25 protein-coding genes are annotated in these 26095 nt (G+C 65.9%); 5 read left to right on the plus strand and 20 right to left on the minus strand.

All coding sequences use genetic code 11. The features are described 5' to 3' along the window. Positions 1–28: 28 nt before the first annotated feature. The 7 genes from QO207_RS23175 to QO207_RS23205 form a co-directional block, all read right to left on the minus strand. The gene (locus tag QO207_RS23175) at positions 29–1054 is read right to left on the minus strand and encodes a glycosyltransferase family 4 protein (protein WP_301534630.1); all 1026 of its coding nucleotides are present in this window, start codon (positions 1052–1054) and stop codon (positions 29–31) included. Then, the gene (locus QO207_RS23180; protein WP_301534631.1) at positions 1051–2013 is read right to left on the minus strand and encodes an SDR family oxidoreductase; all 963 of its coding nucleotides are present in this window, start codon (positions 2011–2013) and stop codon (positions 1051–1053) included. The genes QO207_RS23175 and QO207_RS23180 overlap by 4 nt, the downstream gene beginning before the upstream one ends. 55 nt (positions 2014–2068) lie before the next feature. After that, a complete protein-coding gene (locus QO207_RS23185) occupies positions 2069–3217 on the minus strand; it encodes a tetratricopeptide repeat protein (protein ID WP_301534632.1) in 1149 nt (382 codons plus the stop codon). Beyond that, entirely contained in the window at positions 3210–3515 is a 306-nt protein-coding gene (locus QO207_RS23190) for a LapA family protein (protein WP_301534633.1), read from the minus strand. Before QO207_RS23190 ends, QO207_RS23185 begins: the two co-directional genes overlap by 8 nt. 33 nt (positions 3516–3548) lie before the next feature. Beyond that, complete coding sequence (ihfB, locus tag QO207_RS23195) at positions 3549–3833, minus strand: integration host factor subunit beta (protein ID WP_015478091.1); 285 nt, start codon at positions 3831–3833, stop codon at positions 3549–3551. A gap of 197 nt (positions 3834–4030) precedes the next feature. Continuing rightward, positions 4031–4630, minus strand: a complete 600-nt coding sequence (locus tag QO207_RS23200; RefSeq protein WP_301534634.1) for an FMN-dependent NADH-azoreductase — start codon at positions 4628–4630, stop codon at positions 4031–4033. 148 nt (positions 4631–4778) lie between these two features. Further along, entirely contained in the window at positions 4779–5093 is a 315-nt protein-coding gene (locus QO207_RS23205) for a 3-phosphoglycerate kinase (RefSeq protein WP_301534635.1), read from the minus strand. 55 nt (positions 5094–5148) lie between these two features. Between QO207_RS23205 and QO207_RS23210 the strand changes: the two genes are divergently transcribed. The 4 genes from QO207_RS23210 (at position 5149) to QO207_RS23225 (ending at position 9412) form a co-directional block, all read left to right on the plus strand. Beyond that, positions 5149–6075, plus strand: a complete 927-nt coding sequence (locus QO207_RS23210; RefSeq protein ID WP_138520584.1) for a LysR family transcriptional regulator — start codon at positions 5149–5151, stop codon at positions 6073–6075. Positions 6076–6120: 45 nt separating this feature from the next. Then, complete coding sequence (locus tag QO207_RS23215; protein WP_301534636.1) at positions 6121–6912, plus strand: alpha/beta fold hydrolase; 792 nt, start codon at positions 6121–6123, stop codon at positions 6910–6912. A gap of 29 nt (positions 6913–6941) precedes the next feature. Then, positions 6942–7502, plus strand: coding sequence for a peptidylprolyl isomerase (locus QO207_RS23220; RefSeq protein WP_301534668.1), 561 nt, complete (start codon positions 6942–6944; stop codon positions 7500–7502). A gap of 77 nt (positions 7503–7579) precedes the next feature. After that, positions 7580–9412, plus strand: coding sequence for an ABC transporter ATP-binding protein (locus QO207_RS23225; protein ID WP_301534637.1), 1833 nt, complete (start codon positions 7580–7582; stop codon positions 9410–9412). Between the two features lie 308 nt (positions 9413–9720). Here QO207_RS23225 and QO207_RS23230 read toward each other — a convergent pair whose 3' ends face one another. Genes QO207_RS23230 through zwf form a run of 3 tightly spaced genes read right to left on the minus strand, consistent with a single transcriptional unit; the run spans position 9721 to position 12558 of the window. Further along, positions 9721–10368, minus strand: a complete 648-nt coding sequence (locus QO207_RS23230) for a bifunctional 4-hydroxy-2-oxoglutarate aldolase/2-dehydro-3-deoxy-phosphogluconate aldolase (RefSeq protein WP_301534638.1) — start codon at positions 10366–10368, stop codon at positions 9721–9723. Between the two features lie 17 nt (positions 10369–10385). Next, complete coding sequence (gene pgl / locus QO207_RS23235) at positions 10386–11102, minus strand: 6-phosphogluconolactonase (RefSeq protein WP_301534639.1); 717 nt, start codon at positions 11100–11102, stop codon at positions 10386–10388. Next, positions 11089–12558 (minus strand): glucose-6-phosphate dehydrogenase, encoded by a 1470-nt coding sequence (gene zwf / locus QO207_RS23240; protein ID WP_301534640.1) that lies wholly within the window; start codon positions 12556–12558, stop codon positions 11089–11091. Before zwf ends, pgl begins: the two co-directional genes overlap by 14 nt. A gap of 186 nt (positions 12559–12744) precedes the next feature. On the opposite strand from zwf, the gene QO207_RS23245 reads away from it, so the two are divergent. Beyond that, positions 12745–13602: a MurR/RpiR family transcriptional regulator gene (locus QO207_RS23245; RefSeq protein WP_301534641.1), complete on the plus strand. Its 858-nt coding sequence runs from the start codon at positions 12745–12747 to the stop codon at positions 13600–13602. Between the two features lie 347 nt (positions 13603–13949). Here the strand turns inward: QO207_RS23245 and QO207_RS23250 are convergent, their stop codons facing one another. From QO207_RS23250 to edd, 10 genes are all read right to left on the minus strand, one after another. Next, complete coding sequence (locus QO207_RS23250) at positions 13950–14786, minus strand: D-hexose-6-phosphate mutarotase (RefSeq protein ID WP_301534642.1); 837 nt, start codon at positions 14784–14786, stop codon at positions 13950–13952. A 180-nt stretch (positions 14787–14966) separates the two neighbouring features. Next, positions 14967–16325 carry a carbohydrate porin gene (locus tag QO207_RS23255; protein ID WP_301534643.1) on the minus strand — a complete coding sequence of 453 codons (1359 nt, stop codon included), beginning with the start codon at positions 16323–16325 and terminating at the stop codon, positions 14967–14969. A 52-nt stretch (positions 16326–16377) separates the two neighbouring features. Continuing rightward, the gene (locus tag QO207_RS23260; protein WP_301534644.1) at positions 16378–17538 is read right to left on the minus strand and encodes an ABC transporter ATP-binding protein; all 1161 of its coding nucleotides are present in this window, start codon (positions 17536–17538) and stop codon (positions 16378–16380) included. 11 nt (positions 17539–17549) lie between these two features. Beyond that, the gene (locus QO207_RS23265) at positions 17550–18395 is read right to left on the minus strand and encodes a carbohydrate ABC transporter permease (RefSeq protein ID WP_301534645.1); all 846 of its coding nucleotides are present in this window, start codon (positions 18393–18395) and stop codon (positions 17550–17552) included. Then, positions 18388–19314 carry a carbohydrate ABC transporter permease gene (locus QO207_RS23270; protein WP_301534646.1) on the minus strand — a complete coding sequence of 309 codons (927 nt, stop codon included), beginning with the start codon at positions 19312–19314 and terminating at the stop codon, positions 18388–18390. Before QO207_RS23270 ends, QO207_RS23265 begins: the two co-directional genes overlap by 8 nt. Before the next feature lie 102 nt (positions 19315–19416). After that, complete coding sequence (locus QO207_RS23275) at positions 19417–20679, minus strand: ABC transporter substrate-binding protein (protein ID WP_301534647.1); 1263 nt, start codon at positions 20677–20679, stop codon at positions 19417–19419. 164 nt (positions 20680–20843) lie between these two features. Continuing rightward, positions 20844–22265 (minus strand): ATP-binding protein, encoded by a 1422-nt coding sequence (locus QO207_RS23280; RefSeq protein WP_301534669.1) that lies wholly within the window; start codon positions 22263–22265, stop codon positions 20844–20846. A 19-nt stretch (positions 22266–22284) separates the two neighbouring features. Further along, a complete protein-coding gene (locus tag QO207_RS23285) occupies positions 22285–23019 on the minus strand; it encodes a response regulator (protein ID WP_301534648.1) in 735 nt (244 codons plus the stop codon). A gap of 43 nt (positions 23020–23062) precedes the next feature. Further along, a complete protein-coding gene (locus QO207_RS23290; protein ID WP_301534649.1) occupies positions 23063–24061 on the minus strand; it encodes a glucokinase in 999 nt (332 codons plus the stop codon). A gap of 113 nt (positions 24062–24174) precedes the next feature. Continuing rightward, positions 24175–26001 carry a phosphogluconate dehydratase gene (gene edd / locus QO207_RS23295; RefSeq protein ID WP_301534650.1) on the minus strand — a complete coding sequence of 609 codons (1827 nt, stop codon included), beginning with the start codon at positions 25999–26001 and terminating at the stop codon, positions 24175–24177. Positions 26002–26095: the final 94 nt, after the last annotated feature.

A 26095-nucleotide genomic window follows, 5' to 3' on the forward strand; every position in this document is an offset into this window, starting at 1 on the left:
CTACATTGACCACCAAATCCGCTGGAGTTCAGCTCACTTCCTGATCATCCGGACGACCAGCACCCAGATGAGCTACGACAAGCACCAAGGGAGCATAGGCCACAATCAGTGCGAACAGACCGGAAACTTTCCCCAGGCCAGCCAGGGCCGCCCAGGGCAACAACCACAACAGATTGATCGCGGTGACCGCCAGCGACACCTTGAGATGGCTGCCATAACGCCGCGAAGCGCGCTGGTAGGCATGGCTGCGATGCGCCTCGTAGACGCGTTCACCCCGCAACAGGCGATGGATCAGGGTGAAGCTGGCGTCGACCACGAAGACACCGAGCAGGATCAGCCAGCTCCAGATCAACTGTGGCGCCACCGCGCCTGCCTGCAATGCCAGGCCACCGAGCATCAGCCCTAGGAAGCCACTGCCGGCATCGCCCATGAAGATTCGCGCCGGAGGGAAATTCCATATCAGGAACCCGGCCGACGCCATGCCCAGGATCAATGGCAGCCATGCCAGTTGCGCCATTCCCGACAGCCAGCAGCACAGCGCAGCGCCAGCGCAGACGCTGATGGCTTCCAGGCCAGCGATGCCATCGATGCCGTCCATGAAGTTGTACAGGTTGAGCAGCCAGACCAGGAACACCAGGGCCAGCAGGTCGCCGAACAATCCCAGGTCGAGCACGCCCCAGGGCACTGGCAAAGCCGGCAAGCCACCCAGCCAGTAGAGCAGCCAGCCAGCGGCAACAAAATGTCCCAGCAGCCGCCAGCGCGCGGGAATATGCCGATGATCGTCGAGGAAACCAATGGCCGCGACCAACGTGCCAGCGGGCAGCAGGGCCAACAGGCTGCGACTGTCTATCGCCCCCAGGATTCCGGCCACCGGCAGAAAGATCAGGAAACCGAGTACGATGGCGACGCCACCACCGCGCGGGGTTGGAATCTGGTGCGAGCTGCGCGCGTTGGGAATGTCCATGATGCTGCGCGCCAGGGCATAGCGCCGCACGCCGGCCGTCATGGCCCAGGACGCCAGCAATACGAGAAGCAGGAGAGCCCCCATGCTCATTGGCCTCTCCCTGCCTGGAAAGCCACAGCGGTCTCGCGCAGCGCTCGCTCAACGCTCACCGGCGGAGTCCAGCCCAGGCGCTTGCGCGCTGCCGAGATATCCACCTGCAAGGAACCCAACAGGCGCTGGATCTGCTGACTGCGGCCAGTCAGACGACCTAGCAGGTGCAGCGCCCAGGCCGGTACCGGCAGCAGGCGCGGGCGAACGCCCAGCGCCAGGCTCAGGCGATTGCACAGTTGCGCCGTCGACAGATCTTCACCGTCGCTGGCCAGGAACACCTGGCCAGCCGCCTGCGGATGACGCGCGCAGAGCAGCAGCAGATCGACCAGATTGTCCCGTGCCACCAGGCTGCGGCGATTATCGATAGAAGCGAATGGCAGCGGCAGGCGCCGCTGCAGGGCGCCCATCAGGCTGGCGAAATTGGCTTTCACACCGGGCCCGTAGACCAGTGGCGGACGCACCACCACCACTTCCAGGCCGGTTTTCCCGGCGATTTCGAACAGTGCCTGTTCGGCTTCCAGCTTCGACTGGCCGTAAGGGTCCTGGGGATTCGGCTGCGCATCGACCGTATAGGGATGTCCTGCCTCGGTCTCCTCGCCATTGACCTTGACCGAGCTGACGAACACCAGCCGCTTCACTCCCGCCTCGGCTGCCTGCTGCGCCAGATGGCGGGTCGCCTCGACATTCACTGCTCGGAATTCGGCCAGCGGATCGGCAGACTGCTCGTCCATCACATGGACCCGAGCCGCCGCGTGAATCACCACGTCGACGCCGCGCAAGGCCTCAACCCAGGACTGCGCCGCGGTCAACCCATCGATGCGCACGACTTCGACCTGCTCCGGCAACTCGCTGGCGGTGGCGCGAACGGCGGCGCGCACCTGCACGCCCTCCTCCTGGCACAAGCGCGCCAGCAAGCCTCGTCCGACGAAACCCGTCGCGCCCGTCAATAGAACCTTCAATCCAGTACCTGCAGAACCTGACGCCAGCGGCGTCTTCCATGTTTGAGCCCAGTCGCTAGAGCGGCGAGATCACCGGCCGCAGCGCATTCCAGGCGTGGCAGCTGGGACACTGCCAGTGCAGCTCGCGCCCGGCGAAGCCGCACTTGCCGCAGCGATAACGCGGCATTGTCTTATATAAGCCGATGATTATTGGAGCGATTTTTCCCGTAGCCGAACCTTTGTCACATTTGCCTTCGACCACTTCGAGGTATTCGCCCACGCCCTGCCAGGAAGGATGGCGCTCGACGCGCTCCAGCAGGCTGTCGCACCAGGCCGAATCCGCCGGCAGGCCGCTCTCGGCGAGCATGGCGAGGATCGCCGGTGGCACCTCTTCGCTGCCGGCCAGCTCGCGCAGGCAGGCCAGTATCTCGGGTTGGGCCAGTCCGTCATGGCGGCGCAGCACCGGAACTACCTCGCCGACGAAGGCCTTGGCATCGCGGGCCAGCTCACCAATGGTGGCGACCGCTGCGGCCTGATCCTTGCGCCACAATTCGCAGTCCAGGCGCATCAGCAGCGCGCGCACGCAGCGCTTGTCCACGCGGCGCGCTTCACGCAGCAATTCCTGCATGGCGCTGCGATCGCCGCTCTTGCGTTTTTCCTGGGCCAGCTCGCAGTAGTAGTTGGCCAGCGCCGCGCTCAGCTCCGGGCGGCTCGGCACCAGGCGGGCAGCCAGTTCGATGGCGCGCGACCAGTTCTTTTCGCGCTCGCAGATCAGCCGCTGCTCGTCCAGGGCCTCCAGGGAAATCGGCTCATCGCTCTGCTGGGTCAGTTCATCCAGCAGTTCCTCGGCGCTGCCCAGCAGGCCGCCGGCGATGTAGTCGCGGGCCAGCTCCAGGCGCACCTGGGCGACCAGTGAGCCGTCCTCGCCTGCGCGCCCGAGCAGGTCCTGATGGATGTGGATAGCCTTCTCGATATCGCCGCGGCGACGGAACAGGTTGCCGACATGCAGGTGGCTTTCGAGGGTCTCGGGGCTGACCACCAACCCCTGGGACAGGCTTTCCAGGGCATCGTCGGAATGGCGTTCCAGCAGGTTGTGCATGCTGTGGACGCGCGCCCGCAGGGTTTCTTGCGGCGCCGCCAGCGGCCGCGCAAGCGAACGGCGCCCCAGCCACCATCCGATGGCCAGGGCGCAGAAGAAGAACAGCGTGGCGATGACGCTAGGCATGATCCGTCAGCGACTTTTCACGCAGCGCGTCATTCTCCTTGCGGAAGCGGGTGACTTCGGAGCGCAGGCCGCTCATGCGGGCGTGCGTCTTGGCGCGGAAGGGAATGCTCAGCAGCAGGCCGATCACGCCGCCCAGGATGAAGGCAAGGGAAATGAAGACCACCAGCGGCCACTGCGGCGACTGCCAGCCAAGGAAGGTCAGTTGGGTCGATTGCAGGTTTTCCAGGACGAAAACCACGACGACGGCGGCCAGGACGACCAGCACCAGAATCAGCAGGAAACGCTTTGCCCGAAGCATGGACACTCCTTCTTGAAGACGGATACCCCGGGATCACTCGGGCTCGTTGACGCGGTCGCGCAGCTCCTTGCCGGGCTTGAAGTGCGGGACGAACTTGCCGTCCAGGCGCACGGATTCGCCGGTTTTCGGATTGCGGCCGGTGCGCGGCGCACGGTAATGCAACGAGAAGCTACCGAAACCCCGGATTTCGATGCGATCCCCAGTGGCCAGAGCCTGGGACATTTGCTCAAGCATGGTCTTGATCGCCAGCTCCACGTCCTTCGCGGAAAGCTGCCCCTGATGGGTGACGATTCTCTCGATCAACTCCGACTTGGTCATGGTTTTCCCTTCTTTTTCAAGCGGCTAGATCAGCTCTAGGTTCTTTTAGCATGCTGGTCATGCTTTGAACAGCCCGAACCGGAAGGATGTGTTTTCGTGCGGTCAAGTAGTTGGCAAATAAAAAATGGCCGATCCCCGGGGAAGGAATCGGCCACGGTCGCGTCCAGGAGCGGAAGGACGCGCAAACAGGAAACGGATCAGGCGATGGCGGCGAGCTGCGCCTTGGCCTTGGCCAGGCCCTTCTCGGCGAACTCGCCGCCCATGTTCAGGCCTTCGGCATGAATGAAGGTGACGTCATGGATGCCGACGAAGCCCAGCGCCTGGCGCAGGTAGGGTTCCTGGTGATCCAGCGCACCGCCGGCATAGACGCCGCCGCGGCTGGTCAGTACGAAGGCGCGCTTGCCGGTGAGCAGGCCCTGCGGGCCGGTCTCGGTGTACTTGAAGGTGACGCCAGCACGCAGCACATGGTCGAGCCAGGACTTCAGGGTGCTGGGGATGGCGAAGTTGTACATCGGCGCGGCCAGCACCAGGACATCGGCGGCCTGCAGTTCGGCGGTCAACTGGTTGGAGCGCTCCAGCGCGGCGCGCTCGATGTCGCTGTGCTCCTGCGCCGGCTTCATCCAGCCGCCCAGCAGGTTGGCATCCAGGTGTGGCACCTGCTCGATGGCCAGGTCGCGAATCTGGACCTGGTCAGCCGGGTGCGCGGCCTGCCACTGGGCGATGAACTCGCGGGTCAGCTGGCGGGAGACGGAACCTTCCTGACGGGCACTGCTTTCGATTACCAGGACGCGGGACATGGACTGGACCTCCATCGGTCATTGACTGTGTCGATGGAGGCCATCCTAGAGATGACTAAATCGATTAAAAAGCGGAAATAATCGCTACTAATTATCGAATTAATTGATTTCTAGCCGCGTAACTTCTAGTCTTTGGCGGTATAGAGACTCAGCCCGGCACACAGGTCAGCTTGATCCGCAGCTTGATCACCGCGCGGCTGAAGCTGGAGGTCAGGTTGGCCTGCTTGCCCGGCGCGATGCTGGCCTTGCGCACATGCGGGGTTTCCGGGCCGTTGACGAAGACCGCGGTGCAGGTCGCCTGCTCCTGGCCATTGTTGCGCAGCAGGATGGCGCCCATCTGGTCGCCGATGTCCTGGGTCTCGTAGTCCACCTGGGTGCCCTTGACGGACTTCTCCACTTCGATGGGATAGGCCAGGGCAGTCAGGGGCAACAATGCCAGAACGGCGCAACAGAATTTTTTCATGGCGGTCTCTTGTTGGTCTTGTCGAGACCGCCAGATTAGACAAGAGGAAGCGAGGATGAAAGCGCCCCGCGTTACCCTGGATCAGTGGAGAACCCTGCAGGCCGTGGTCGATCACGGCGGCTTCGCCCAGGCGGCGGAAGCCCTGCACCGTTCGCAGTCGTCGATCAGCTATACCGTGGCGCGCATGCAGGAGCAGCTCGGCGTGCCGCTGCTGCGCATCGACGGGCGCAAGGCCGTGCTCACCGAGGCCGGCGAAGTGCTGCTGCGGCGCTCACGGCAGCTGGTGAAATCCGCCGGCCAGCTGGAAGAGCTGGCCCATCACATGGAACAGGGCTGGGAGCCGGAAGTGCGTCTGGTGGTCGACGCCGCCTACCCCACCGTGCGCCTGGTTCGCTCGCTGTCTGCCTTCATGCCGCAGAGCCGCGGCTGTCGCGTGCTGCTGCGCGAAGAGGTGCTTTCCGGTGTCGAGGAAGCGCTGGTGCAGGGCCATGCCGACCTCGCCATCAGCGGCCTGAACATCCCCGGCCACCTGGGCGCCGACCTGTCCATCGTCGACTTCGTCGCTGTCGCCCACCCCGATCACGCCCTGCACCGCCTGCAACGCGAAGTAACTCACCAGGACCTGGAAACCCAGATGCAGGTGGTGATCCGCGACTCCGGCCGCCTGCAACCGCGCGATGTCGGCTGGCTCGGCGCCGAGCAACGCTGGACGGTAGGCAGCCTGGCCACCGCCGCCACTTTCGTCAGCAATGGCCTGGGCTTCGCCTGGCTGCCGCGGCACATGATCGAGCGCGAGCTGCGCGACGGCCAGCTCAAGCCGCTACTGATGAAACAGGGCGGCGTGCGCGAGAGCCGCTTCTATCTTTACCCGAACAAGGAAAAGCCGCTGGGCCCGGCCACGCAGATTCTCGTCGAGCTGCTGACCACCTTCGCCAACGTGCCCCTCGACGCCCACTTCGCCGCCCCGGAAAGCCCGGCCTGAATCGCCAGTCCTGAATAGCCAGGCTGCAAGGAAAAGGAGCCCGACATGCCGTTCTTCGACCACGCCGGTCACCGCCTGCACTACGAGGAAAGTGGCTTCGGCACGCCGGTGCTGCTGGTGCACGGGCTCGGCTCCAGCACCCGCGACTGGGAGTACCAGGTGCCGGAGCTGGAGAAGCGCCACCGGGTGATCGCCCTCGACGTACGCGGCCACGGCCAGTCGGACAAACCACGCCAGCGCTACAGCATCGCCGCCTTCGCCGAGGACGTGGTCGCCCTGCTCGATCACCTGAGCCTGGGCCGCGTGCATCTGGTCGGCATCAGCATGGGCGGCATGATCGGTTTCGAGCTGGCCACCCGCTGGCCGGAGCGGCTGAACAGCCTGACCATCGTCAACAGCGCCCCGGAAGTGAAACCACGCAGCTTGCGCGAGTACCTGGAAGTGGCGCGCCGGCTGTTCCTCGCCCACGTGCTGGGCCTGGACACGGTGGGCAAGGCACTGGGCAGGATGTTGTTCCCCAAGCCCGAACAGAGCGACCTGCGCCGCAAGATTCAGCAGCGCTGGCCGCAGAACGACAAGCGCGCCTACCTCTCCAGCCTGCACGCCATCATCGGCTGGGGTGTGCAGGAACGCCTGGCGCGCATAACCTGTCCAACCCTGGTGATCAGCGCCGACCGCGACTACACCCCGGTTTCGCTCAAGCAGGCCTATGTCGGGCGCATGCCCAACGCGCGCCTGGTGGTGATCGAGGACTCGCGCCACGCGACGCCGCTGGACCAGCCGGAAAGATTCAATACCACCCTGCTCGACTTCATCGAGCAGGTCGACCATCCCTAGAACCTTCAGGAAACATCCGCCAAATGACCCTGTTCAAACGCTTCCTGCTCGCTGCCTGCTCCCTGGTCCTGGCCGGCTCGGTATTCGCCGCCGACGCCAACAAGCCGCACGTGCTGATCTCCACCACCTCCGGTGAAATCGAAATCGAGCTGTACGCCGACAAGGCGCCGATTTCCGTGAAGAACTACCTGTCCTACGTCGACAGTGGCTTCTACAACGGCACCATCTTCCACCGCGTGATTCCCAACTTCATGATCCAGGGCGGCGGTTTCACCGAAGCCATGAAGGAGAAGGACACCCAGGCGCCGATCAAGAACGAGGCCGACAACGGCCTGCTCAACGAACGCGGCACCCTGGCCATGGCGCGCACCAGCGACGTCAACTCCGCCACCAGCCAGTTCTTCATCAACCTGAACGACAACGGCTTCCTCGACCACGGCGCCCGCGACTTCGGCTATGCCGTGTTCGGCAAGGTCGTTCGCGGCATGGGCGTGGTCGACCAGATCGCCGGGGTGAAGACCGACAACAAGGGCATGTTCCAGGACGTACCGACCACCTCGGTGGTCATCCTCTCCGCCAAGCGCCTGTGATTCTGCGCAACCACGGCTGACGGAGGCCATTCAAGGCGAGCCCGGGACGGGCTCGCCGACACAACCCGAGAGCCATCATGCTTTACCGTCGTTTCGAACGTCTGATCGATCCCTTCCGCGACGCCCCCGAGCGCATGCCGCCCTCCGACGTCGTGCGCTTCTACGTCTACTACCTGCGCCAGGTCTGGCCGGTCTTCCTCGCCCTGCTCTTCGTCGGCCTGATCGTCGCGCTGATCGAAGTGGCGCTGTTCAGCTATCTCGGGCGCATCGTCGACCTCGCCCAGGGTACCGCCCCCGCCGACTTCTTCACCGTGCACGGCCGCGAGCTGATCTGGATGGCCGTGGTGGCGCTGGTCCTGCGCCCGGTGTTCAACGGCCTGCACGACATGCTGGTGCACCAGAGCATCAACCCCAGCATGACCAACCTGATCCGCTGGCAGAACCACCGCTACGTGCTCAAGCAGAGCCTGGGCTTCTTCCAGAACGACTTCGCCGGGCGCATCGCCCAGCGCATCATGCAGACCGGCAACTCCCTGCGCGATTCCGCCGTGCAGGTGGTCGACGCCATCTGGCACGTGGTGATCTATACCGTCAGCGCCCTGGTGCTGTTCGCCGAAGCCGACTGGCGCCTGATGATCCCGCTGCTGCTCTGGGTGATCGGCTACGTCGGCGCGCTGGGCTACTTCATCCCGCAGGTGAAGCACCGCTCGGTGGTCGCCTCGGATTCGCGCTCCAAGCTCATGGGCCGGATCGTCGACGGCTACACCAACATCACTACCCTCAAGCTGTTCGCCCACACGCGCCAGGAAGAGGACTACGCCCGCGAAGCCATCGACGACCAGACCCGCAAGGCCCAGCGCGCCGGGCGCGTGGTGACCTCGATGGACGTCACCATCACCATCTTCAACGGCCTGCTGATCGCCGGCACCACGGGCCTGGCCCTGTGGCTGTGGACCCAGTCGCTGATCTCGGTGGGCGCCATCGCCCTGGCCACCGGCCTGGTCATCCGCATCAACAACATGTCCGGCTGGATCATGTGGGTGGTCGGCGGCATCTTCGAGAACGTCGGCCAGGTGCAGGACGGCATGCAGACCATCGCCCTGCCCCGCCAGGTGATCGACGCCCCCGACGCCAAGCCGCTGGTGGTCAAGCACGGCGAAGTGCGATTCGACCAGGTGAACTTCAGCTACGGCAAGGGTGGCGGCCTGATCAGCGGGCTCGACCTGACCGTGCGCCCCGGCGAGAAGATCGGCCTGGTCGGCCCCTCCGGCGCCGGCAAGTCGACCCTGGTGAACCTTCTGCTGCGCCTGTACGACCTGGAAGGCGGACGCATCCTGATCGACGGCCAGGACATCGCCCACGTGACCCAGGAGAGCCTGCGCGCGCAGATCGGCATGGTCACCCAGGACACCTCGCTGCTGCACCGTTCGATCCGCGACAACCTGCTCTATGGCCGCCCGGATGCCGGTGAGGCAGAACTGCAGGACGCGATCCAGAAAGCCCGAGCCTCGGAGTTCATCCCGCAACTGAGCGACGCCGAGGGCCGCTTCGGCCTCGACGCCCATGTCGGCGAGCGCGGCGTTAAGCTCTCCGGCGGCCAGCGCCAGCGCATCGCGATCACCCGCGTACTGCTCAAGGATGCGCCGATCCTTATCCTCGACGAAGCCACCTCGGCGCTCGACTCGGAAGTGGAAGCGGCGATCCAGGAAAGCCTGGAGACCCTGATGCAGGGCAAGACGGTGATCGCCATCGCCCACCGGCTCTCCACCATCGCGCGCATGGATCGCCTGGTGGTGCTGGAGCACGGCCGCGTGGTCGAGAGCGGCAGCCATGCAGAGCTGCTCGCCCATGGCGGGCTGTATGCGCGGCTGTGGCGGCACCAGACCGGTGGGTTCGTCGGGGTGGATTGATCCCCACCCTTCCCTGTAGGAGCGGAGCTTCTCCGCGATCATCGCGATAGCGGTGCCATCCCCAGGCACCGGCCTATCGGCCGGTTCGCGGATAAGATCCGCTCCTACAAAAAGCCGCAAGCGCCTGGCGGCTCAGGCCCTCACCCCGATCTCCACGTTGCCTGTAGGAGCGAGCTTGCTCGCGAACAAGCTTCCCGGCAGCTCCGATGCTCGGGCTGTTCGCGAGCAAGCTCGCTCCTACGAAAAACACTTCAAACGCGCATAAAAAAGCCCGGCACTGAGGCCGGGCATGTCCAGATCAGGACAGCTCAGTGTGTATCCAGCAACGCCAGCGCCTCGCGGCTCAGGCGTTCGACCGTGGCCCAGTCGCCACTGTCGATGGCGGCCTTGGGCAGCATCCAGCTGCCGCCCACGCACATCACGTTGGCCAGCCGGTAGTAGTCGTTGAGGTTGTCCGGGCCGACGCCGCCGGTGGGGCAGAAACGCACCTCCGGGAACGGCCCGCCGAACGCCTTGAGCGCCTCCACGCCGCCGGCGACCTTGGCCGGGAACAGCTTGAAGCGACGCAGGCCGTGGCGGTACGCCGCCATGATCTCCGACGCAGTGGCCACGCCGGGCAGCAGCGGCACCGGGCGCGTCACTGCGTACTGCAGCAGCTCGTCGGTGCAGCCGGGAGTGACGATGAACTTCGCCCCCGCCGCTTCCGCCTGGGCGAAGGTTTCCGCGTCGAGCACGGTGCCGGCGCCGATGATCAGTTGCGGGCGCTGCTCGCTCAGCTGGCGAATCGCGGTGAGGCCCAGCGACGTCCGCAAGGTCACTTCCAGAACGGTGATGCCGCCGGCTGCCAGAGCATCCGCCATGGGCAGGATGTCCGCCTCGCGGTCGATGGTGATCACCGGCAGGATGCGAGCACGCTGCGCGAGGGCATCGATCTGCTGGATGTGTTGTTCAGACATTGCGGTAACTCCGTGCCTCAGGGGCACCAGTGGATCGAAAGAGGTGCGCGCAGGAACGCGTTGACCGGCATGCGCTGGTCATCGTTGTCGCCGAGCGCCTGGCTCAGGGTGGCCAGCTTGGATTCGCCCTGGATCGCCAGGATCTGCACTCGCGCGCCTTGCAGCACGGAGCGCGTCAGGGTCAGGCGCTGATGCGGCACGGTCGGCGCCCACATCGGCAGGCAACGGCGCGTGCCGGCCGGATCGAGTGCCAGGGCCAGGTTGGCGCTGCCAGGGAACAGCGAGGCCGTGTGGCCGTCATCGCCCATACCCAGCACCAGCACATCGATCGGCAGCGTCAGCTCTTGCAGGTAGCGGTCGGCCTTGTCGGCCGCCTCTTCCAGGCTGGTCGCCGGTTGATAGATGCCGATGAACTGCGCCTTGGCCGCCGCCCCCTTGAACAGGTGACGACGCAGCAGCCCGGCGTTGCTGTCGGGATGCGACTCGGGCACCCAGCGTTCATCGGCCAGGCTGACGGCCACCTTCGACCAGTCCAGCACCGCGCCACTCAGGGCTTCGAGGAACGCCACCGGGCTGCGCCCGCCAGACACCACCAGCAGCGCGTGGCCACGCTCGATCAGCGCCTCGCGCAGCGCGTCGGCCACCGCGTCAGCCAGGCCGCGAGCCTGCTCGGCGGCGTTGTTCCAGGTCTTCCAGGCCATGCCTTCTTTCAGAGTCGGTTCAAAGATCGCCATACCAGTCCCTCCCGTCGCGTGCGATCAGGGCAACAGCCGCCTGCGGACCCCAGCTGCCGGCCGGATAGGGCTTGGGCTCCTCGCCCAGGCGCCCCCAGCCGTCGATCAGGCCGTCGCACCATGTCCAGGCGGCCTCGATCTCATCCTTGCGGACGAACAGGTTCTGGTTGCCTTGCGTGACTTCCAGCAACAGTCGCTCGTAGGCATCCGGCGTGCGGGCGGTCTGGAAGGTTTCGGAGAAATTCAGTTGCAGCGGGCCGGTGCGCAGTTGCATGCCCTTGCCCAGGCCCTGGTCCTTGGTCATCACCTGCAGGGAAATACCCTCGTCCGGCTGCAGGCGGATGATCAGGCGGTTGCTGATCAGCGAGCGCTGCTCCGGGGCGAAGATGTAGTGCGGCGGTTCCTTGAAGTGGATGACGATCTGCGACAGCTTCTGCGGCATGCGCTTGCCGGTGCGCAGGTAGAACGGCACGCCGGACCAGCGCCAGTTGCGGATATCCACGCGCAGGGCGACGAAGGTCTCGGCATCGCTGTTGGGGTTGGCGTTTTCCTCGGCGAGGTAGCCGGGCACCGCCTTGCCGTCGATGTAGCCGGCGGTGTACTGGCCGCGCACCACGCGGGTCGCCAGTTGTTCCGGAGCGATCGGCTCCAGCGCGCGCAGCACCTTCACCTTCTCGTCGCGGATGCTGTCGGCGGTGAGGTTGGCCGGCGGGTCCATGGCGATCAGGCAGAGCAGTTGCAGCAAGTGGTTCTGCACCATGTCGCGCAGCTGGCCGGCCTTGTCGAAGTAGCCCCAGCGGCCTTCGATGCCGACCTTCTCGGCCACGGTGATCTCCACGTGGGAGATGTGATTCTGGTTCCACTGGGTCTCGAACAGGCTGTTGGCGAAGCGCAGCGCGATGAGGTTCTGCACCGTCTCCTTGCCCAGGTAATGATCGATCCGGTAGATGCGGTTTTMCGGGAAGAAGCGCGCTACGGCGTCGTTCACCGCGCGGGACGACTCCAGGTCGTGGCCGATGGGCTTTTCCAGTACCACCCGGGTGCGTTCGGCGAGGCCGACGGCGGCGAGGTTCTCGCAGATGCCGCCGAACACCGAGGCGGCGGTGGCGAAGTAGGCCACCAGGGTCTGCTCGTCACCGACCAGTTCGGCCAGCGCCTGGTAGGAACCGGCGTCGAGGAAATCCATGCTCAGATGGTGCAGGCGCGCCTGGAAGCGGGCCCAGACAGCTTCGTCCCACTCCTTCGCCGGCACGAACTGGCGCAGGCGCTGCTCGATGGTCGCCAGCGGCTCCTCGCTGGCGCCGTCGTCGCGGGCCAGGGCGAGAATGCGGGTATCGCGGTGCAGCAGGTCTTCACGGTCGAGCTGATAGAGCGCCGGCAGCAGCTTGCGCAGCGCGAGATCACCCAGGGCGCCGAACAGCGCGAGGGTGCAGGGCAGAACGCGGACTTCAGGCATTTGTTGTTACCAACCAAATTTTGAACGATAGTAAGCCTTCCACGCCGGCATTAAGACAAATATGTAGTAATTAAACAACATATTTTTGCCGCTTCGCGCGGCTGTTGGTCGCTGCCGGCCTGAAAGTTAGGATAGCGCCGCTGACCGGCTCTACCCGGTCAACCGTCGATTACCCAAGGAGCACGGATGAAAAACCTGCTGGAGCAGATCCAGAGCCGTCTGGAACAGCTGAACAAGGCCGAGCGCAAGGTCGCCGAGGTGATCCTGCGCGACCCGCAGCAGGCCACGCGCTTCAGCATCGCCGCGCTGGCCCAGGCGTCCAGCGTCAGCGAGCCGACGGTGAACCGCTTCTGCCGCTCCTTCGGCATGAGCGGCTACCCGGAGCTGAAGATCCAGCTGGCCCAGAGCCTGGCCAGCGGCGCGGCCTTCGTGACCCAGGCGGTCGCCGCCGACGACGGCCCCGAGGCCTACACGCGGAAGATCTTCAGCAGCACCATCGCCTCGCTCGACAGCGCCCACAAGGTGCTCGACCCGAAGCTGATCGACCGCGCGGTCGACCTGCTGATCCAGGCCCGGCAGATCCACTTCTTCGGCCTCGGCGCTTCAAGCTCGGTGGCACTGGACGCGCAGCACAAGTTCTTCCGCTTCAACCTCGCGGTGTCGGCGCAGAGCGACGTGCTGATGCAACGGATGATCGCTTCGGTGGCGCACACCGGCGACCTGTTCGTGGTGATTTCCTATACCGGGCGCACCCGCGAGCTGGTGGACGTGGCGCACCTGGCGCGGCAGAACGGCGCCTCGGTGCTCGGCCTGACCGCCGCCGACTCGCCGCTGGCCCGCGCCAGCACCCTGAGCCTGGACATTCCGCTACCGGAAGACACTGACATCTATATGCCGATGACTTCGCGGATCATCCAGCTGACGGTGCTCGACGTGCTCGCCACCGGCGTGACCCTGCGCCGCGGCGTGGACTTCCAGCCGCACCTGCGCAAGATCAAGGAGAGCCTGGTGCCGACGCGCTACCAGCTCGATGAGGAAGACTGAGGGGCTTGCAATGGGCTCCGTGATGGCCCTCAGCGGCGCTGGGCCTATCGCGGACAGAGTCCGCTCCTACGTGAAGTTCTGCGCGGGGGCAGCCCTCTCCCCCCACCCTGGCTGCGCGCCCCGCTCCGAAGGGAGAGGGAGCTGTCCGTACCGGCTGACGCTTTGGTTTCAACCTGCGCCATACGGTCCCCTCTCCCTTCAGGGAGAGGGTTAGGGAGAGGGGAAACTCCGAGCGCGGATTATCAGAGAAAGACTGTTGCTCCTACGAGCGCCTCAGCAGAGGAGCAGACTTGCAGGAGCGAGCTTGCTCGCTCCTGCAGCCCGGCCAGCCAGTGGCGGTCAGCCGATCAGACCAACCCGGCCCGCAGGTTCAGCAGCATCCGCTCGCCCTGGCCGAGGATCAGCCCGCCAGCGCGATAACCGGCGGCGCCGATGCACAGGAAGCGCTCCGCTTCGCCCGGCTCGACCTGCTCCACCGCGCGGCTGCCGGGGTGCCAGATGACGCTGCCGGCACTGGTGTTCTTGTCGATGCGCAGGCGGCGCTGCCAGCCGGCGTCTTCCAGCACCAGCGAGCCGGTGTTGTAGAGCACCTGTTTGACCGCGCCACGGGGTGCCCAGGTGTTGGGCAGGTTGCTGGCCTTGCCGTCCAGCTCCATCCCGTGGACCACCGAGCGACGCAGCGAGCCCACGCGCCAGTAAGGCTGCAGGGCGAAGCTGAAGAGGCAGTCGCTGTCATCCTCGTGATAGCTGGAGAGCTCCATGTCCAGCTCCTGGCCCAGGCGCGCTTCCAGGCGCACGTGCCAGTCCTCGATGTCCAGCTGCCAGCTGACCACCACCTTCTGGTCGTCCGCCCAGGCGTCGAGCATGCGCCACTCGCGCTGGCGCGCCCAACCGTGCTGCGGCCAGTCGGCCTCAGTGGGGTGGCTGCCGAACCAGGGCCAGCAGACCGGGATGCCGCCACGAATCGGCGCCGTGCTCAGGCTCGGCCACTGGCTGGAGCACCACAGCAACGGGCGCGCGCCGCGCGGCTGGAAGTGCAGCAGTTGCGCGCCCTGGCGGCTGAACACCGCCTGGCATTGCGGGTGATCGATGAGCAGCAGGTCGCGACGCTGGAAGCGCACCCAGTCGAAGGGGCGCTTGCCCCGCATGGAATGAAAAAAGCGCTGCAGCGGATGCTCGAGCATTGTCCGGATGTCCTGATCCAATCCCTGCCCGGACATTCCGGGGCGTGAAGATCTCTGTAGTTTCACTACATCTTACAGAAAAGGCCGCGATTCTAACCGCAAAGCCTAGTCACGCGCAGCGCCCGCGCCAATGAAAAAAGGCCCGTCGCAAGGACGGGCCAGGTTCGCACCGGGGAGCAATCAGAAGCTGGACTGGATCTTCAGGCCGGCCACCACGGCGTTGTTGACCTCGTCCACGCCGCCGGGATGGCGGATGTACTGCAGGTTCGGCCGTACGGTGAGCCAATTGGTCACATGCACGCCGTAATACAGCTCGGCGTTGTACTCGGTGTCCTGGATGGGCTGGAACAGCGGGTTGTCGTAGTCGTCGATGCCATTGACCTGGTTCACCAGGCGCTGGCGATCCTGCACATCGTCGTTGACGTGGATGCGCGCCACGCCGAAGCCGATGTCGTCCTTGGGCCGCGCATCGAACGGGCCCTTGTAGACCACGCCCAGCTGCTGGTAGTTGTCGACGGTGTTGGTGGCCTTGTCGTGCACGGTGAAGTTGGCGAACAGGCTCAGACCGCGCGAGGTGTCGCCGTCATGGGCGGTGACCTGCTGCTGCGCCACTACCCACCAGCCGTGCTTGCCGCTGTGGGTCTTGGGCGCTTCGCCGGTGAGCGCCTGCGGGTTGCCGTTGACGTCGTCGTACACGTCGTCGGCCTCGGCCGTGCTGTAGTAGTAGCCCAGACGGTATTCGCCGGGCAGTTGCTGGGCGCCGACCTTGGGCATCCACACCAGCTCCACCGGCAGGATGGTGCCCTTGGTGCCGCTGCCGTTGAGCTTGAAGCCGTTGCCGGTTTCCAGGTTCGACGGGTTCTGGTTGTACGCGCCGACCTGGGCGTACCACTGGTCGTTGAAGTTCCACTTCACCCGCGCCGCCCACTGGCTGACCGGCCAGTTGTACCAGATGCCGCCGACCCAGTTGCCCACCTGCGAGCCGCAGAAGGCCAGGTTCTGGAAGTCGCAGGGGAAGCTGTTGAAGTCCTCGCCCTCGCCGAAGCGGCCGACCTTCACGTCCAGCGCACCGTCGAGATACTGCTGCTTGATCCACATCTGCGTCAGGCGCCAGGTCTGGCCACGGCCCCAGACTTCCTGCACGGAGCTGAACTGCCCGGCGCGCGGGTCGCTTATGCGGTCGTTGGAGAGGTTGCGGCCGCTACGCTCGGTGACCGTCAGCTGGAACTCGGTGGCGTCCCAGCCGAGGATCTTCTGCAGGTCCAGGTGGGTGCCGAGGGCGAACTGGTCGGAGTAGCGCGCCGTGGTGTGCTGGTCGTAGCCGCCGCCCAGGTTGCTGGCCGCTTCGCCGACGTAGTCGAGCTTGAAGTCGTAGCCCTTCTCCAGCAGTTCGGTGCGCTTGCCGCCCCAGTCACCCAGGCCCCATTTGGACTCGGATGAGAAGGCATCGGCGGCGTGGGCGACGTTGCCCGCGCAGCCCAGTGCGAGCAGGCAGCCCAGGGTTCGTGCGGCAGGCCGGTTGTTGTTGTTCTTGTGCATCTCCAGCGTCCTCGTTGTCTTGGTTTCTAGCGTAGTTACAGGCAGGGGTGTTTCAGGAATGCTTCTGGCGGGCCAGTGGTGTCACCTTGTTCGCGCCGTCGCCACGCGGCTCGGCGCGCAGGCGCTCGCCGCTCTGCGCATCGAACAGCAGCGCGCGAGCAGGATCGAAGCGCAGCTGCAGGGACGAGCCCGGCAGCGGTGTCTGGTCCGGCGCCAGGCGGCAGCAGACCTTGGCGCCATTGAGCGTGACGAAGGCCAGGGTGTCCGGGCCGGTGGGTTCGACCACCTCGACTTCGGCGCGCAGGTCGCTCGGGCCGTTGCCGCCCTCGCTGGCCAACTGCACCTGCTCCGGGCGCACGCCGAGGATCAGCTCGCGACCTTCCACCAGCCCGGCGTCCAGTTGCAGCGGCAGCTCGCAACGGTCCTGGCCGCTGTCCAGCAGGCCAACCAGCCGACCGCCCTGCTGCTGCACCTTGAGCGGGATGAAGTTCATCGGCGGCGAGCCGATGAAGCTGGCGACGAACAGGTTCGCCGGATCGTTGTAGATCTGCTGCGGGGTGCCGAACTGCTGGACGATGCCGTCTTTCATCACCGCCACCTTGTCGCCCAGGGTCATGGCCTCGATCTGGTCGTGGGTCACGTACACCGTGGTGGTCTTCAGGCGCTGGTGCATCAGCTTGATCTCGGTGCGCATCTCCACGCGCAGCTTGGCGTCGAGGTTCGACAGCGGTTCGTCGAACAGGTAGATCTTCGGCCGCCGCGCCAGCGCCCGACCCATGGCCACGCGCTGCTGCTGGCCGCCGGAGAGCTGCGAGGGCTTGCGTTCGAGCAGGTGCTCGATCTGCAGCAGCTTGGCCACGCGGGCCACCTCGGCGTCGATCTCGGTTTTCGGCAGCTTGCGGATCTTCAGGCCGAAGGCGATGTTCTCGCGCACGCTCATGGTCGGGTACAGCGCGTAGGACTGGAACACCATGGCGATGTCGCGATCCTTCGGGCTCATGCCGCTGATGTCCTGGCCGTCCACCAGGATGGCGCCACCGGTGAGGTTCTCCAGCCCGGCGATGCAGTTCATCAGGGTGGATTTGCCGCAGCCGGAGGGGCCGACCAGGATCAGGAATTCGCCCGAATCGATCGACAGGTTGATCGATTTAAGGGTGTCCGCCAGGCCCGCGCCGTAGGACTTGTGCAGGTTGTGCAGTTCAAGGGTGGACATCGGTGCTTACCTCAACCTTTGACGGCGCCGGCGGTGAGGCCGCGCACGAAGTACTTGCCGGCCAGTACGTAGACCACCAGCGTGGGCAGCGCGGCGATCATCGCCGCGGCCATGTCGACGTTGTATTCCTTCACCCCGGTGCTGATGTTCACCAGGTTGTTCAGCGCCACGGTGATCGGCTGGGCGTCGCCGCTGGCGAACACCACGCCGAACAGGAAGTCGTTCCAGATCTGGGTGAACTGCCAGATCAGGCAGACCATCACGATGGGCGTGGACATCGGCAGCAGGATGCGCAGAAAGATGGTGAAGAACCCCGCGCCGTCGAGGCGCGCGGCCTTCACCAGCGCATCCGGGATGGCCACGAAGTAGTTGCGGAAGAACAGCGTGGTGAAGGCCAGGCCGTAGATGCAGTGCACCATCACCAGGCCCGCGGTGGTATTGGCCAGGCCGAGCTTGCCGAGGGTGAAGGACATCGGCAGGAGGATCACCTGGAACGGCAGGAAGCAGCCGAACAGCAGCGCGCCGAAGAACAGCTGCGAGCCGCGGAAGCGCCACATCGACAGCACGTAGCCGTTCATGGCGCCGATGAAGGTGGAGATCAGCACCCCCGGCACGGTGATCTTCACCGAGTTCCAGAAGTAGTCGCCCACCGCGGCCCAGGCCTTCACCCAGCCAACGGCGGTGAACACGTCGGGCAGCGCCAGCAGGTTGCTGTTACGGATGTCCTCGGGCGACTTGAAGCTGGTCAGCAGCATCACCAGCAGCGGGATCACATAGAGCGCCACGGCGCCCCAGAGGGTCGCGTGCACCGCCAGGCGGCTCAGGCTGAACGACGGTTTCAGGGTCGAGTCATGCATGGCGCTTGCCCCGCAGTTCCGAGTACAGGTACGGCACGACGATGGCCAGCACGGCGCCCAGCATCAGCATCGCGCTGGCCGCGCCGAGGCCCATCTGGCCGCGAGTGAAGGTGTGGGCGTACATGAACATCGCCGGCAGGTCGGAGGAGTAGCCGGGGCCGCCGGCGGTCATCGCCGCGACCAGATCGAAGCTCTTGATGGCGATGTGCGCGAGGATCATCAGCGCGCTGAAGAACACCGGGCGCAGGCTTGGCAGGACGATGCGCAGGTAGATGGTCGGCAGGCTCGCGCCGTCCACCTGGGCGGCGCGCACGATGGCCGGATCGACCCCGCGCAGGCCGGCGAGGAACAGCGCCATGACGAAGCCCGAGGCCTGCCATACCGCAGCGATCACCAGGCAGTAGACGACCCGTTCCGGGTCCACCAGCCAGTCGAAGCGAAAGCCGGTCCAGCCCCAGTCGCGCAGCAGCTTGTCCAGGCCCAGGCCGGGGTTGAGCAGCCACTTCCAGGCGGTGCCGGTGACGATCATGGAAAGCGCCATGGGGTACAGGTACACCGTGCGGATGAAGCCTTCGCGGCGGATGCGCTGGTCCAGCAGCACCGCGAGGAACACACCGAGCGCCAGGCAGACGCCGATGAACAGGCCGCCGAACAGCAGCAGGTTCTTGCTCGCCACCCACCAGCGGTCGTTGTCCCACAGGCGCAGGTACTGGCTCAGCCCGGCCCAGCTGTAGGCCGGCATGAAGCGCGAATTGGTGAAGGACAGCAGCAGCGTCCAGCCGATATAGCCATACACGCAGACCAGCACCACGAGCATGCTCGGGGCCAGCACCAGCTTCGGCAGCCAGGCCTGCAGGCCATCGAGCAGCGAAGCGCGGGGCGCGGCGGCAGGAGTGAAAGTCGGAGATCGGGTCGCCATCTGCTTTCTCTTCGGATGAGTGAGCCCACCCGGGCTGCCAAGGCGGCCCGGAGTCGTTCTGTCAGGGGAAAGGCCGGCTCCGCTGCGGAGCCGGCGAGCGCCTTACTGCGCGGCGGCCTGGATGGCGGCGCCCAGTTGCTGCGCGGCCTTCTGCGGGTCGGCGGCGGGGTCGTTGAAGAAGTTGGTGACCACATCGAAGATCGCGCCCTGCACATAGCTGGAGGCAGCCATGCTGTGGGCCATGCTCGGCACCAGGTTGTTGCTGGCGGAGGCGGCCTTGAAGTCCTTCATCGACTGCTGGGCGCAGCTGTCGAAGGGCTTCATGTCGACGTCCAGGCGTACGGGGATCGAGCCCTTGTTCAGGCTGAAGTCCTTCTGGAACGACGGGTCGAGCACCGCGCGCGCCAGGTCTTCCTGGGCCTTGCGGTTCTCCGCGTTGCTCAGCTTGAACATCACCAGGGAGTCGATGTTGTAGTCGAAGGCCTGCTGCGTACCGGGGAACGGCAGGCACTGGTAGTCCTTGCCCGCCACCTTGCCGGCGGCGGTGAACTCGCTCTTGGCCCAGTCGCCCATGATCTGCATGCCAGCCTTGCCGTTGATGACCATGCCGGTGGCGACGTTCCACTCGCGGCCGGCGGCGTCGGCATCGACGTAGCTGTGCAGCTTCTTCAGCGCGGCGAAGACGTCAGCCATCTGCGCGCCGGTGAGGGTTTCCTTGTCCAGCTCGACGAAGGCCTTGCGGTAGCCCTCCGGGCCCATCTTGCTGAGCACCAGGTTCTCGAACAGGGTGCCGTCCTGCCACGGCTGGCTGCCGTGGGCCAGCGGCGTGAAGCCGGCGGCCTTGAGCTTGTCGGCGGCCGCGAACAGTTCATCGAGGGTGGTCGGCGGCGTGGCGCCAGCCTTCTTGAAGACTTCCGGGTTGATGTACAGCCAGTTCACCCGGTGCACGTTGACCGGCACGGCCACGTAGTCGCCCTTGTACTTCATGATCTGCGCCACCTGCGGCGGCAGCAGCTGGTCCCACTTGCCTTCGGCGGCGACATCGTTGAGGTCGGCGAGCAGGCCCAGTTCGCCCCACTCCTGGATGTCCGGCCCCTTGATCTGCGCGGCGGCCGGCGGGTTGCCGGAAACGGCGCGGGTCTTCAGCACGGTCATGGCCGCCTCGCCACCGCCACCGGCGACAGCGAAGTCCTTCCAGGTGTGGCCCTTGGCTTCGACGAGTTTCTTCAGGGTTTCGGCGGCGCGCTTCTCACCGGGGGACGTCCACCAGTGCAGCACTTCGACTTCACCGGCATGGGCCAGCAGGGGGGAGAGACAGAAAGAGGAAAGACAGATGGCGGCCGACAGGCGACGGATCGCATTCATGGGGAGCACCTTGTTCTTGTTATTGGAGGCAAGTCTGCGCTTGCGATGGTCCGAGTCTATCCAAGGCATTCCGTTCTCCGGGTAACGAAGCGATCTTCGATTGTCACTGGCCAGTGACATTTGGCGAATGTTCATGGGGAAAAATGACGGGAGCAGGAATCGCCCTACTCCACTTCCAGACGCGGCAACCTCAACGTCACCCGCAATCCGCCCTCGCGGCGGTTCTGCAGGGTCACTTCGCCACCGTGGGTGTGAGCGATGTTGCGCGCGATGCCTAGACCAAGGCCGTAGCCCTGGCCGCGCTCGGAAAGGCGGAAGCGCGGCTCGAAGACTTTCTCCAGGCGCTGTTCCGGCACGCCGGGGCCTTGGTCGTCGACGTGCAGGACCACCGCGTCGGCATCGTCCTCGATGCTCAGCTGGGCGCGGCCACCGTACTTCAGGGCGTTGTCCAGCAGGTTGCCGATGCAGCGCTTGAGCGCCAGCGGCTTGCCCGGATAGGGCTCCAGCGCTGCGCCCAGAACCTCGACGCGGCCGTCGGCGATGTAGGGGCCGGCGACGTATTGCAGCAGCTGGTTGAGGTCCACCGGTTCGACGTTCTCGTGGATGTCAGTGTCCTTCACGCACTGCAGCGCGCCCTTCACCAGCAGTTCCAGTTCGTCGAGGTCGTGGCTGAACTTGTCCTGTGCCTGCTCATCCTCCAGCAGCTCCACGCGCAGGCGCAGGCGGGTGATGGGCGTGCGCAGGTCGTGGGAAATGCCGCTGAACAATTGCGCACGTTCATTGACGTAGCGGTCGATGCGCTCGCGCATGGTGTTGAAGGCGCGGGACACTTCCACCAGTTCGCTCGCCCCGCTCTCTTCCAGCGGCTGCTCCTCGCCGCCCAGGGCGATGTCGCGGGCGGCGCGGGCCAGGCGCTTGAGCGGACGGCTCTGCCAGTGCACCAGCAGGCCGGTGAACAGCAGCAGCAGGAGGCTGGTGAAGACGATGGAGATGACCTGCTGCGGTGGCAGGCCTTCGGGCTCCAGGGTGACGTAGGGCGCCGGCATCAGGCTGGCGATGTACAGCCACTCGCTTTCACCGATGCGGATCTGCGTGACCAGCACCGGCGGGTTCACCGGTTCCAGAGTCAGCGCGTAGTGCGCCCAGGAGCGCGGCAGTTCCTCCAGCTTCAGCTCGCCGTTGAACAGCCGCAGGTCGTCCGGACTGACGAACTCCACCTGCAGCTCGACGTCCTTGCCCAGCTTCTGCTGCAGCACGTCCTGCACGATGTCGATCACCGCCTGCTTATTGGTGGTATCCGGCAGCGCGCGCAGGTTCAGTGGGCGCTCGTTGAGCGAGACGAAGAAGCGCGTGCCGCCCATGCTGCGCAACTGGTCGAGCACCAGCGGGCGATAGCCGATGGGCAGCGAGCGGAAGTAGCTGACGCTGGCGGCCATGGAGTAGGCCAGGCTGCGCGAGCTGGTGAGCAGGCCGTCACGCTGGCTGGTGCGCAGGTGGGAAATCCAGAACAGGCTCGACAGCCCCTGGGCGATCAGCACCGCCAGCAGGGTGAGCAGCAGCATGCGACCGAGCAGCGAGCGCGGCACCAGGGCCCAGCGGCGGCGCTCACTCATGGCCGGCGAGGTGCGGGCGAACCTGGGCGGCCAGCAGGTAGCCGCTGCCGCGCACGGTCTGGATCAGCCGCGCCGGTTTGTCGGTGTCGCGCAGGCGCTGGCGCAGGCGCGAGACGGCCATGTCGACGATGCGCTCCAGCGGCATCACCTCGCGGCCACGGGTGGCACTGGCGATGGTGTCGCGGTCGAGAATCTGCCGGGGGTTGTCGAGGAACAGCTTGAGCAGGGCGAAGTCGGCGCCGCTGAGGAAGTGTTCCTCGCCGTCTTCGTGGAACAGCCGGTGGCTGATGGTATCCAGCCGCCAGTCGTCGAAGGCGATGACCTCGCCGCCGCGCACCTGGGTGAACTGCGCACGGCGCAGCAGCGCCTTGATCCGCGCCAGCAGTTCGCGGGGGCTGAAGGGCTTGCCGAGGTAGTCGTCGGCGCCCAGCTCCAGGCCCACCACGCGGTCAGCCTCGTCGGAGCTGGCGGTGAGCATGATCACCGGCATGCAGGCGTGGCGCTGGTGCGAGCGAATCCAGCGGCACAGGCTGAAGCCGTCCTCGTCGGGCAGCATCACGTCGAGGATCGCCAGGGCGGCGTCCTCGTCGCACAGCGCGCGGCGGAAGCTCTCGCCATCGGCGACGCTGCGCACCTGGAAGCCGGCACGGCTGAGGTAGGTTTCCAGCAGCTCGCGGATTTCCTGGTCGTCGTCCACCAGCAGGATGGATTTGGCAGGCTGGTTCACTTCGGGCGTCCTTTCTTTTTGTTTTTAGGGATGGAGCAGTGAATCAGCCTTCGTTGCGCAGCGCCTGCTCCAGGGCGACGCCGGCGCCGAACAGGCCCGGATGGTCCGCCGTCATGACCCACACCGGCACCGGTTCCAGGTACGGCCCGCTGGTCTTGCCGCGGGTGCAGAAGGCTTCGGCAAAACCGCTGCGCTGGAAGCGTTCGAGGAAGCGCGGAACGATGCCGCCGGTGATGTACACGCCACCCAGCGCGCCCACCGTCAGCACGGCGTTGCCGGCGACCCGCGCCAGCCAGACGAAGAAGTGTTCCAGCACCGCGTCGGCGTAAGCATCGCCGGCCATGGCGCGCTCGCCGATCTCGGCGGCGGTGGTGCATTGCGGCTCCACGCCATCGAGCTGGCAGCTCATGCGATAGAGGTTTTCCAGGCCGCTGCCGGAGAGCACGCGCTCGGCCGAGACGTGGCCGTACTTCTCGCGCAGCAGTTGCCAGAGGGCGAAGTCGCGCTCGGAGGTTACCGGCAGGTCAACGTGGCCGCCTTCGCAGGGCAGCACTTCCCAGCCGCCATTCGGCAACGGCATCAGGCTGCCGACACCCAGGCCGGTGCCCGGGCCGATGATCAGCTTGGCGCGGCCTTCCAGCACTTTGCCGGGGCGTACCTGCACCAAATGTTCTTCGGAGAGACGCGAAGCCGCCCAGGCCATGGTGCTGAAGTCATTCACCAGCAGCAGGTGGCTCAGGCCCAGCTCGGCGCGGAAGGCGTCGCGCTTGATCACCCAGTGGTTGTTGGTGAACTTGAAATCACCGGCGCCGACCGGGCCAGCGCAGGCCAGGCAGACGTTGTCGACGGCCGACAGCGGCTGGCCGACGCGCTGCAGGTAGTCGCGCACGGCATCTTCCGGGCGCGGGTAATCGGCGCAGGCCAGGACCTGGATGGATTCGAGGACTTCACCCCGCCACAGGGCGAAGCGCGCGTTGGTGCCGCCGATGTCGCCGACCAGGGCGAAACCGTTCGAGGCGTGCTGAGCGTTGTTGGAATTCATTGCGGGCTCGGGCCTGGAAGTGGGGGAAAAGGTTCAGCGTAGGACAGCAGCGCGGAGCTCCCGTGCGGCGGACAGGCAGTCATGCCGCGCGGGAGGTTCCATCAGGCGCGCATTCAGCGCAAGCCGTCGAGCTCGGCGGTGAAGCTGCAGGCGCCCTGCTCGGCCGAACTGAAGGCGTTGCGCATGAAGGCGAACAGCTCGCGGCCCATGCCGATGTTATCCAGCACCGGGGTTTCCACGAGCGGACGGGCTTCCCATTCTGCCGCATCCACCAGCACGCGCAGCTCGCCGGTGGTGCCGTCGACACGCACCACGTCGCCGTCGCGCAGCTTGGCCAGCGGGCCGCCGTTGAGCGCCTCCGGGGAGACGTGGATCGCCGCCGGCACCTTGCCGGAAGCGCCGGACATGCGCCCGTCGGTGACCAGCGCCACCTTGAAGCCACGGTCCTGCAGCACGCCGAGGAACGGCGTGAGCTTGTGCAGCTCGGGCATGCCGTTGGCCCGCGGGCCCTGGAAGCGCACCACGGCCACCAGGTCGCGCTCCAGCTCGCCGGCCTTGAAGGCTGCAGCCAGGCTCGGCTGGTCGTGGAAGATGCGCACCGGGGCTTCGACTATCTGGTGCTCCAGCGCCACGGCGGAGACCTTCATCACGCCGCGGCCCAGATTACCTTCCATCAGGCGCAGGCCGCCTTCGGCGGAGAACGGCTTGTCGATGGGGCGCAGGATGTTCTCGTCCAAACTCGCCGCCGGGCCTTCGCGCCAGACCAGCTTGCCGCCGTCGAGGAAGGGTTCCTGCAGGTAGCGGCGCAGGCCCTTGCCGACCACGGTCTGCACGTCTTCATGCAGCAGGCCACCATCGAGCAGCTGGCGGATCAGGAAGGACATGCCGMCCGCCGCCTGGAAGTGGTTGATGTCGGCCTGACCGTTGGGATAGATGCGCGCCAGCATCGGCACGACTTCGGAGAGGTCGGCCATGTCCTGCCAGGTCAGCTGGATGCCAGCGGCCTGGGCGATGGCCAGCAGGTGCAGGGTGTGGTTGGTCGAGCCGCCGGTGGCCAGCAGCGCCACCACCGAGTTGACCATTGCCTTTTCGTCGACGATCTCCGCCATGGGCACGAACTGGCCGTTCTCCGGCGCCAGGCGCGCGGCCTGGCGGGCGGCTTCGCGGGTCAGCTCGTCGCGCAGCGGGGTGTTCGGGTTGACGAAGGAGGCGCCCGGCAGGTGCAGGCCCATCACTTCCACCAGCAGCTGGTTGGTGTTGGCGGTGCCATAGAAGGTACAGGTACCCGGCGCATGGTAGGAGGCCATCTCCGAGGTCAGCAGTTCCTCGCGGGTGGCCTTGCCTTCGGCGAACAGCTGGCGCACCGCGGCCTTCTCCTTGTTGGAGATACCGGTGGGCATCGGGCCGGCGGGCACGAACACCACCGGCAGGTGGCCGAAGCGCAGCGAGCCGATCAGCAGGCCGGGGACGATCTTGTCGCACACGCCCAGGCACAGCGCGGCGTCGAACATGTTATGCGACAGCGCGATGGCGGTGCCCATGGCGATCACGTCGCGGCTGGCCAGGGACAGTTCCATCCCCGGCTCGCCCTGGGTCACGCCGTCGCACATGGCCGGCACGCCGCCGGCGAACTGGCCGACCGAACCGATCTGCCGCAGGGCGTCCTTGATCAGCTCCGGGAAGCGTTCCAGCGGCTGGTGCGCGGAGAGCATGTCGTTGTACGCGGAGACGATGGCGACGTTGGCCTGGTTCATCAGCCGCAGCGCCTGTTTGTCGGATTCACCACAAGCCGCGACGCCGTGGGCGAGGTTGCCGCAGGGCAGCGTGCCGCGGTGCGGGCCCTTGGTGGCGGCTGCCTTGACCAGATCGAGGTAGCGCTGGCGGGTGGCCGCGCTGCGGGCCTGGATGCGCTGGGTGACTTCAAGCACACGAGGGTGCATGGCAGCATTCTCCTACAGACTATCGGTTGTTGTTTTTACAACATTATCGTTGATTACTCGGTGTTTACTTTTCTTCAACGTGGAAATTTAATGG

The sequence above is a fragment of the Pseudomonas sp. CAN1 genome, from assembly GCF_030462585.1.
GTDB lineage: Bacteria > Pseudomonadota > Gammaproteobacteria > Pseudomonadales > Pseudomonadaceae > Pseudomonas.

Excerpts from the sequence above, each read along its gene's own strand:
- QO207_RS23175 (WP_301534630.1), bottom strand. The coding sequence starts at position 1,054 with ATGAGCATGGGGGCTCTCCTGCTTCTCGTATTGCTGGCGTCCTGGGCC.
- QO207_RS23185 (WP_301534632.1), bottom strand. The coding sequence starts at position 3,217 with ATGCCTAGCGTCATCGCCACGCTGTTCTTCTTCTGCGCCCTGGCCATC.
- QO207_RS23190 (WP_301534633.1), bottom strand. The coding sequence starts at position 3,515 with ATGCTTCGGGCAAAGCGTTTCCTGCTGATTCTGGTGCTGGTCGTCCTG.
- ihfB (WP_015478091.1), bottom strand. The coding sequence starts at position 3,833 with ATGACCAAGTCGGAGTTGATCGAGAGAATCGTCACCCATCAGGGGCAG.
- QO207_RS23200 (WP_301534634.1), bottom strand. The coding sequence starts at position 4,630 with ATGTCCCGCGTCCTGGTAATCGAAAGCAGTGCCCGTCAGGAAGGTTCC.
- QO207_RS23205 (WP_301534635.1), bottom strand. The coding sequence starts at position 5,093 with ATGAAAAAATTCTGTTGCGCCGTTCTGGCATTGTTGCCCCTGACTGCC.
- QO207_RS23210 (WP_138520584.1), top strand. The coding sequence starts at position 5,149 with ATGAAAGCGCCCCGCGTTACCCTGGATCAGTGGAGAACCCTGCAGGCC.
- QO207_RS23215 (WP_301534636.1), top strand. The coding sequence starts at position 6,121 with ATGCCGTTCTTCGACCACGCCGGTCACCGCCTGCACTACGAGGAAAGT.
- QO207_RS23225 (WP_301534637.1), top strand. The coding sequence starts at position 7,580 with ATGCTTTACCGTCGTTTCGAACGTCTGATCGATCCCTTCCGCGACGCC.
- QO207_RS23230 (WP_301534638.1), bottom strand. The coding sequence starts at position 10,368 with ATGTCTGAACAACACATCCAGCAGATCGATGCCCTCGCGCAGCGTGCT.
- pgl (WP_301534639.1), bottom strand. The coding sequence starts at position 11,102 with ATGGCGATCTTTGAACCGACTCTGAAAGAAGGCATGGCCTGGAAGACC.
- QO207_RS23245 (WP_301534641.1), top strand. The coding sequence starts at position 12,745 with ATGAAAAACCTGCTGGAGCAGATCCAGAGCCGTCTGGAACAGCTGAAC.
- QO207_RS23250 (WP_301534642.1), bottom strand. The coding sequence starts at position 14,786 with ATGCTCGAGCATCCGCTGCAGCGCTTTTTTCATTCCATGCGGGGCAAG.
- QO207_RS23255 (WP_301534643.1), bottom strand. The coding sequence starts at position 16,325 with ATGCACAAGAACAACAACAACCGGCCTGCCGCACGAACCCTGGGCTGC.
- QO207_RS23260 (WP_301534644.1), bottom strand. The coding sequence starts at position 17,538 with ATGTCCACCCTTGAACTGCACAACCTGCACAAGTCCTACGGCGCGGGC.
- QO207_RS23265 (WP_301534645.1), bottom strand. The coding sequence starts at position 18,395 with ATGCATGACTCGACCCTGAAACCGTCGTTCAGCCTGAGCCGCCTGGCG.
- QO207_RS23270 (WP_301534646.1), bottom strand. The coding sequence starts at position 19,314 with ATGGCGACCCGATCTCCGACTTTCACTCCTGCCGCCGCGCCCCGCGCT.
- QO207_RS23275 (WP_301534647.1), bottom strand. The coding sequence starts at position 20,679 with ATGAATGCGATCCGTCGCCTGTCGGCCGCCATCTGTCTTTCCTCTTTC.
- QO207_RS23290 (WP_301534649.1), bottom strand. The coding sequence starts at position 24,061 with ATGAATTCCAACAACGCTCAGCACGCCTCGAACGGTTTCGCCCTGGTC.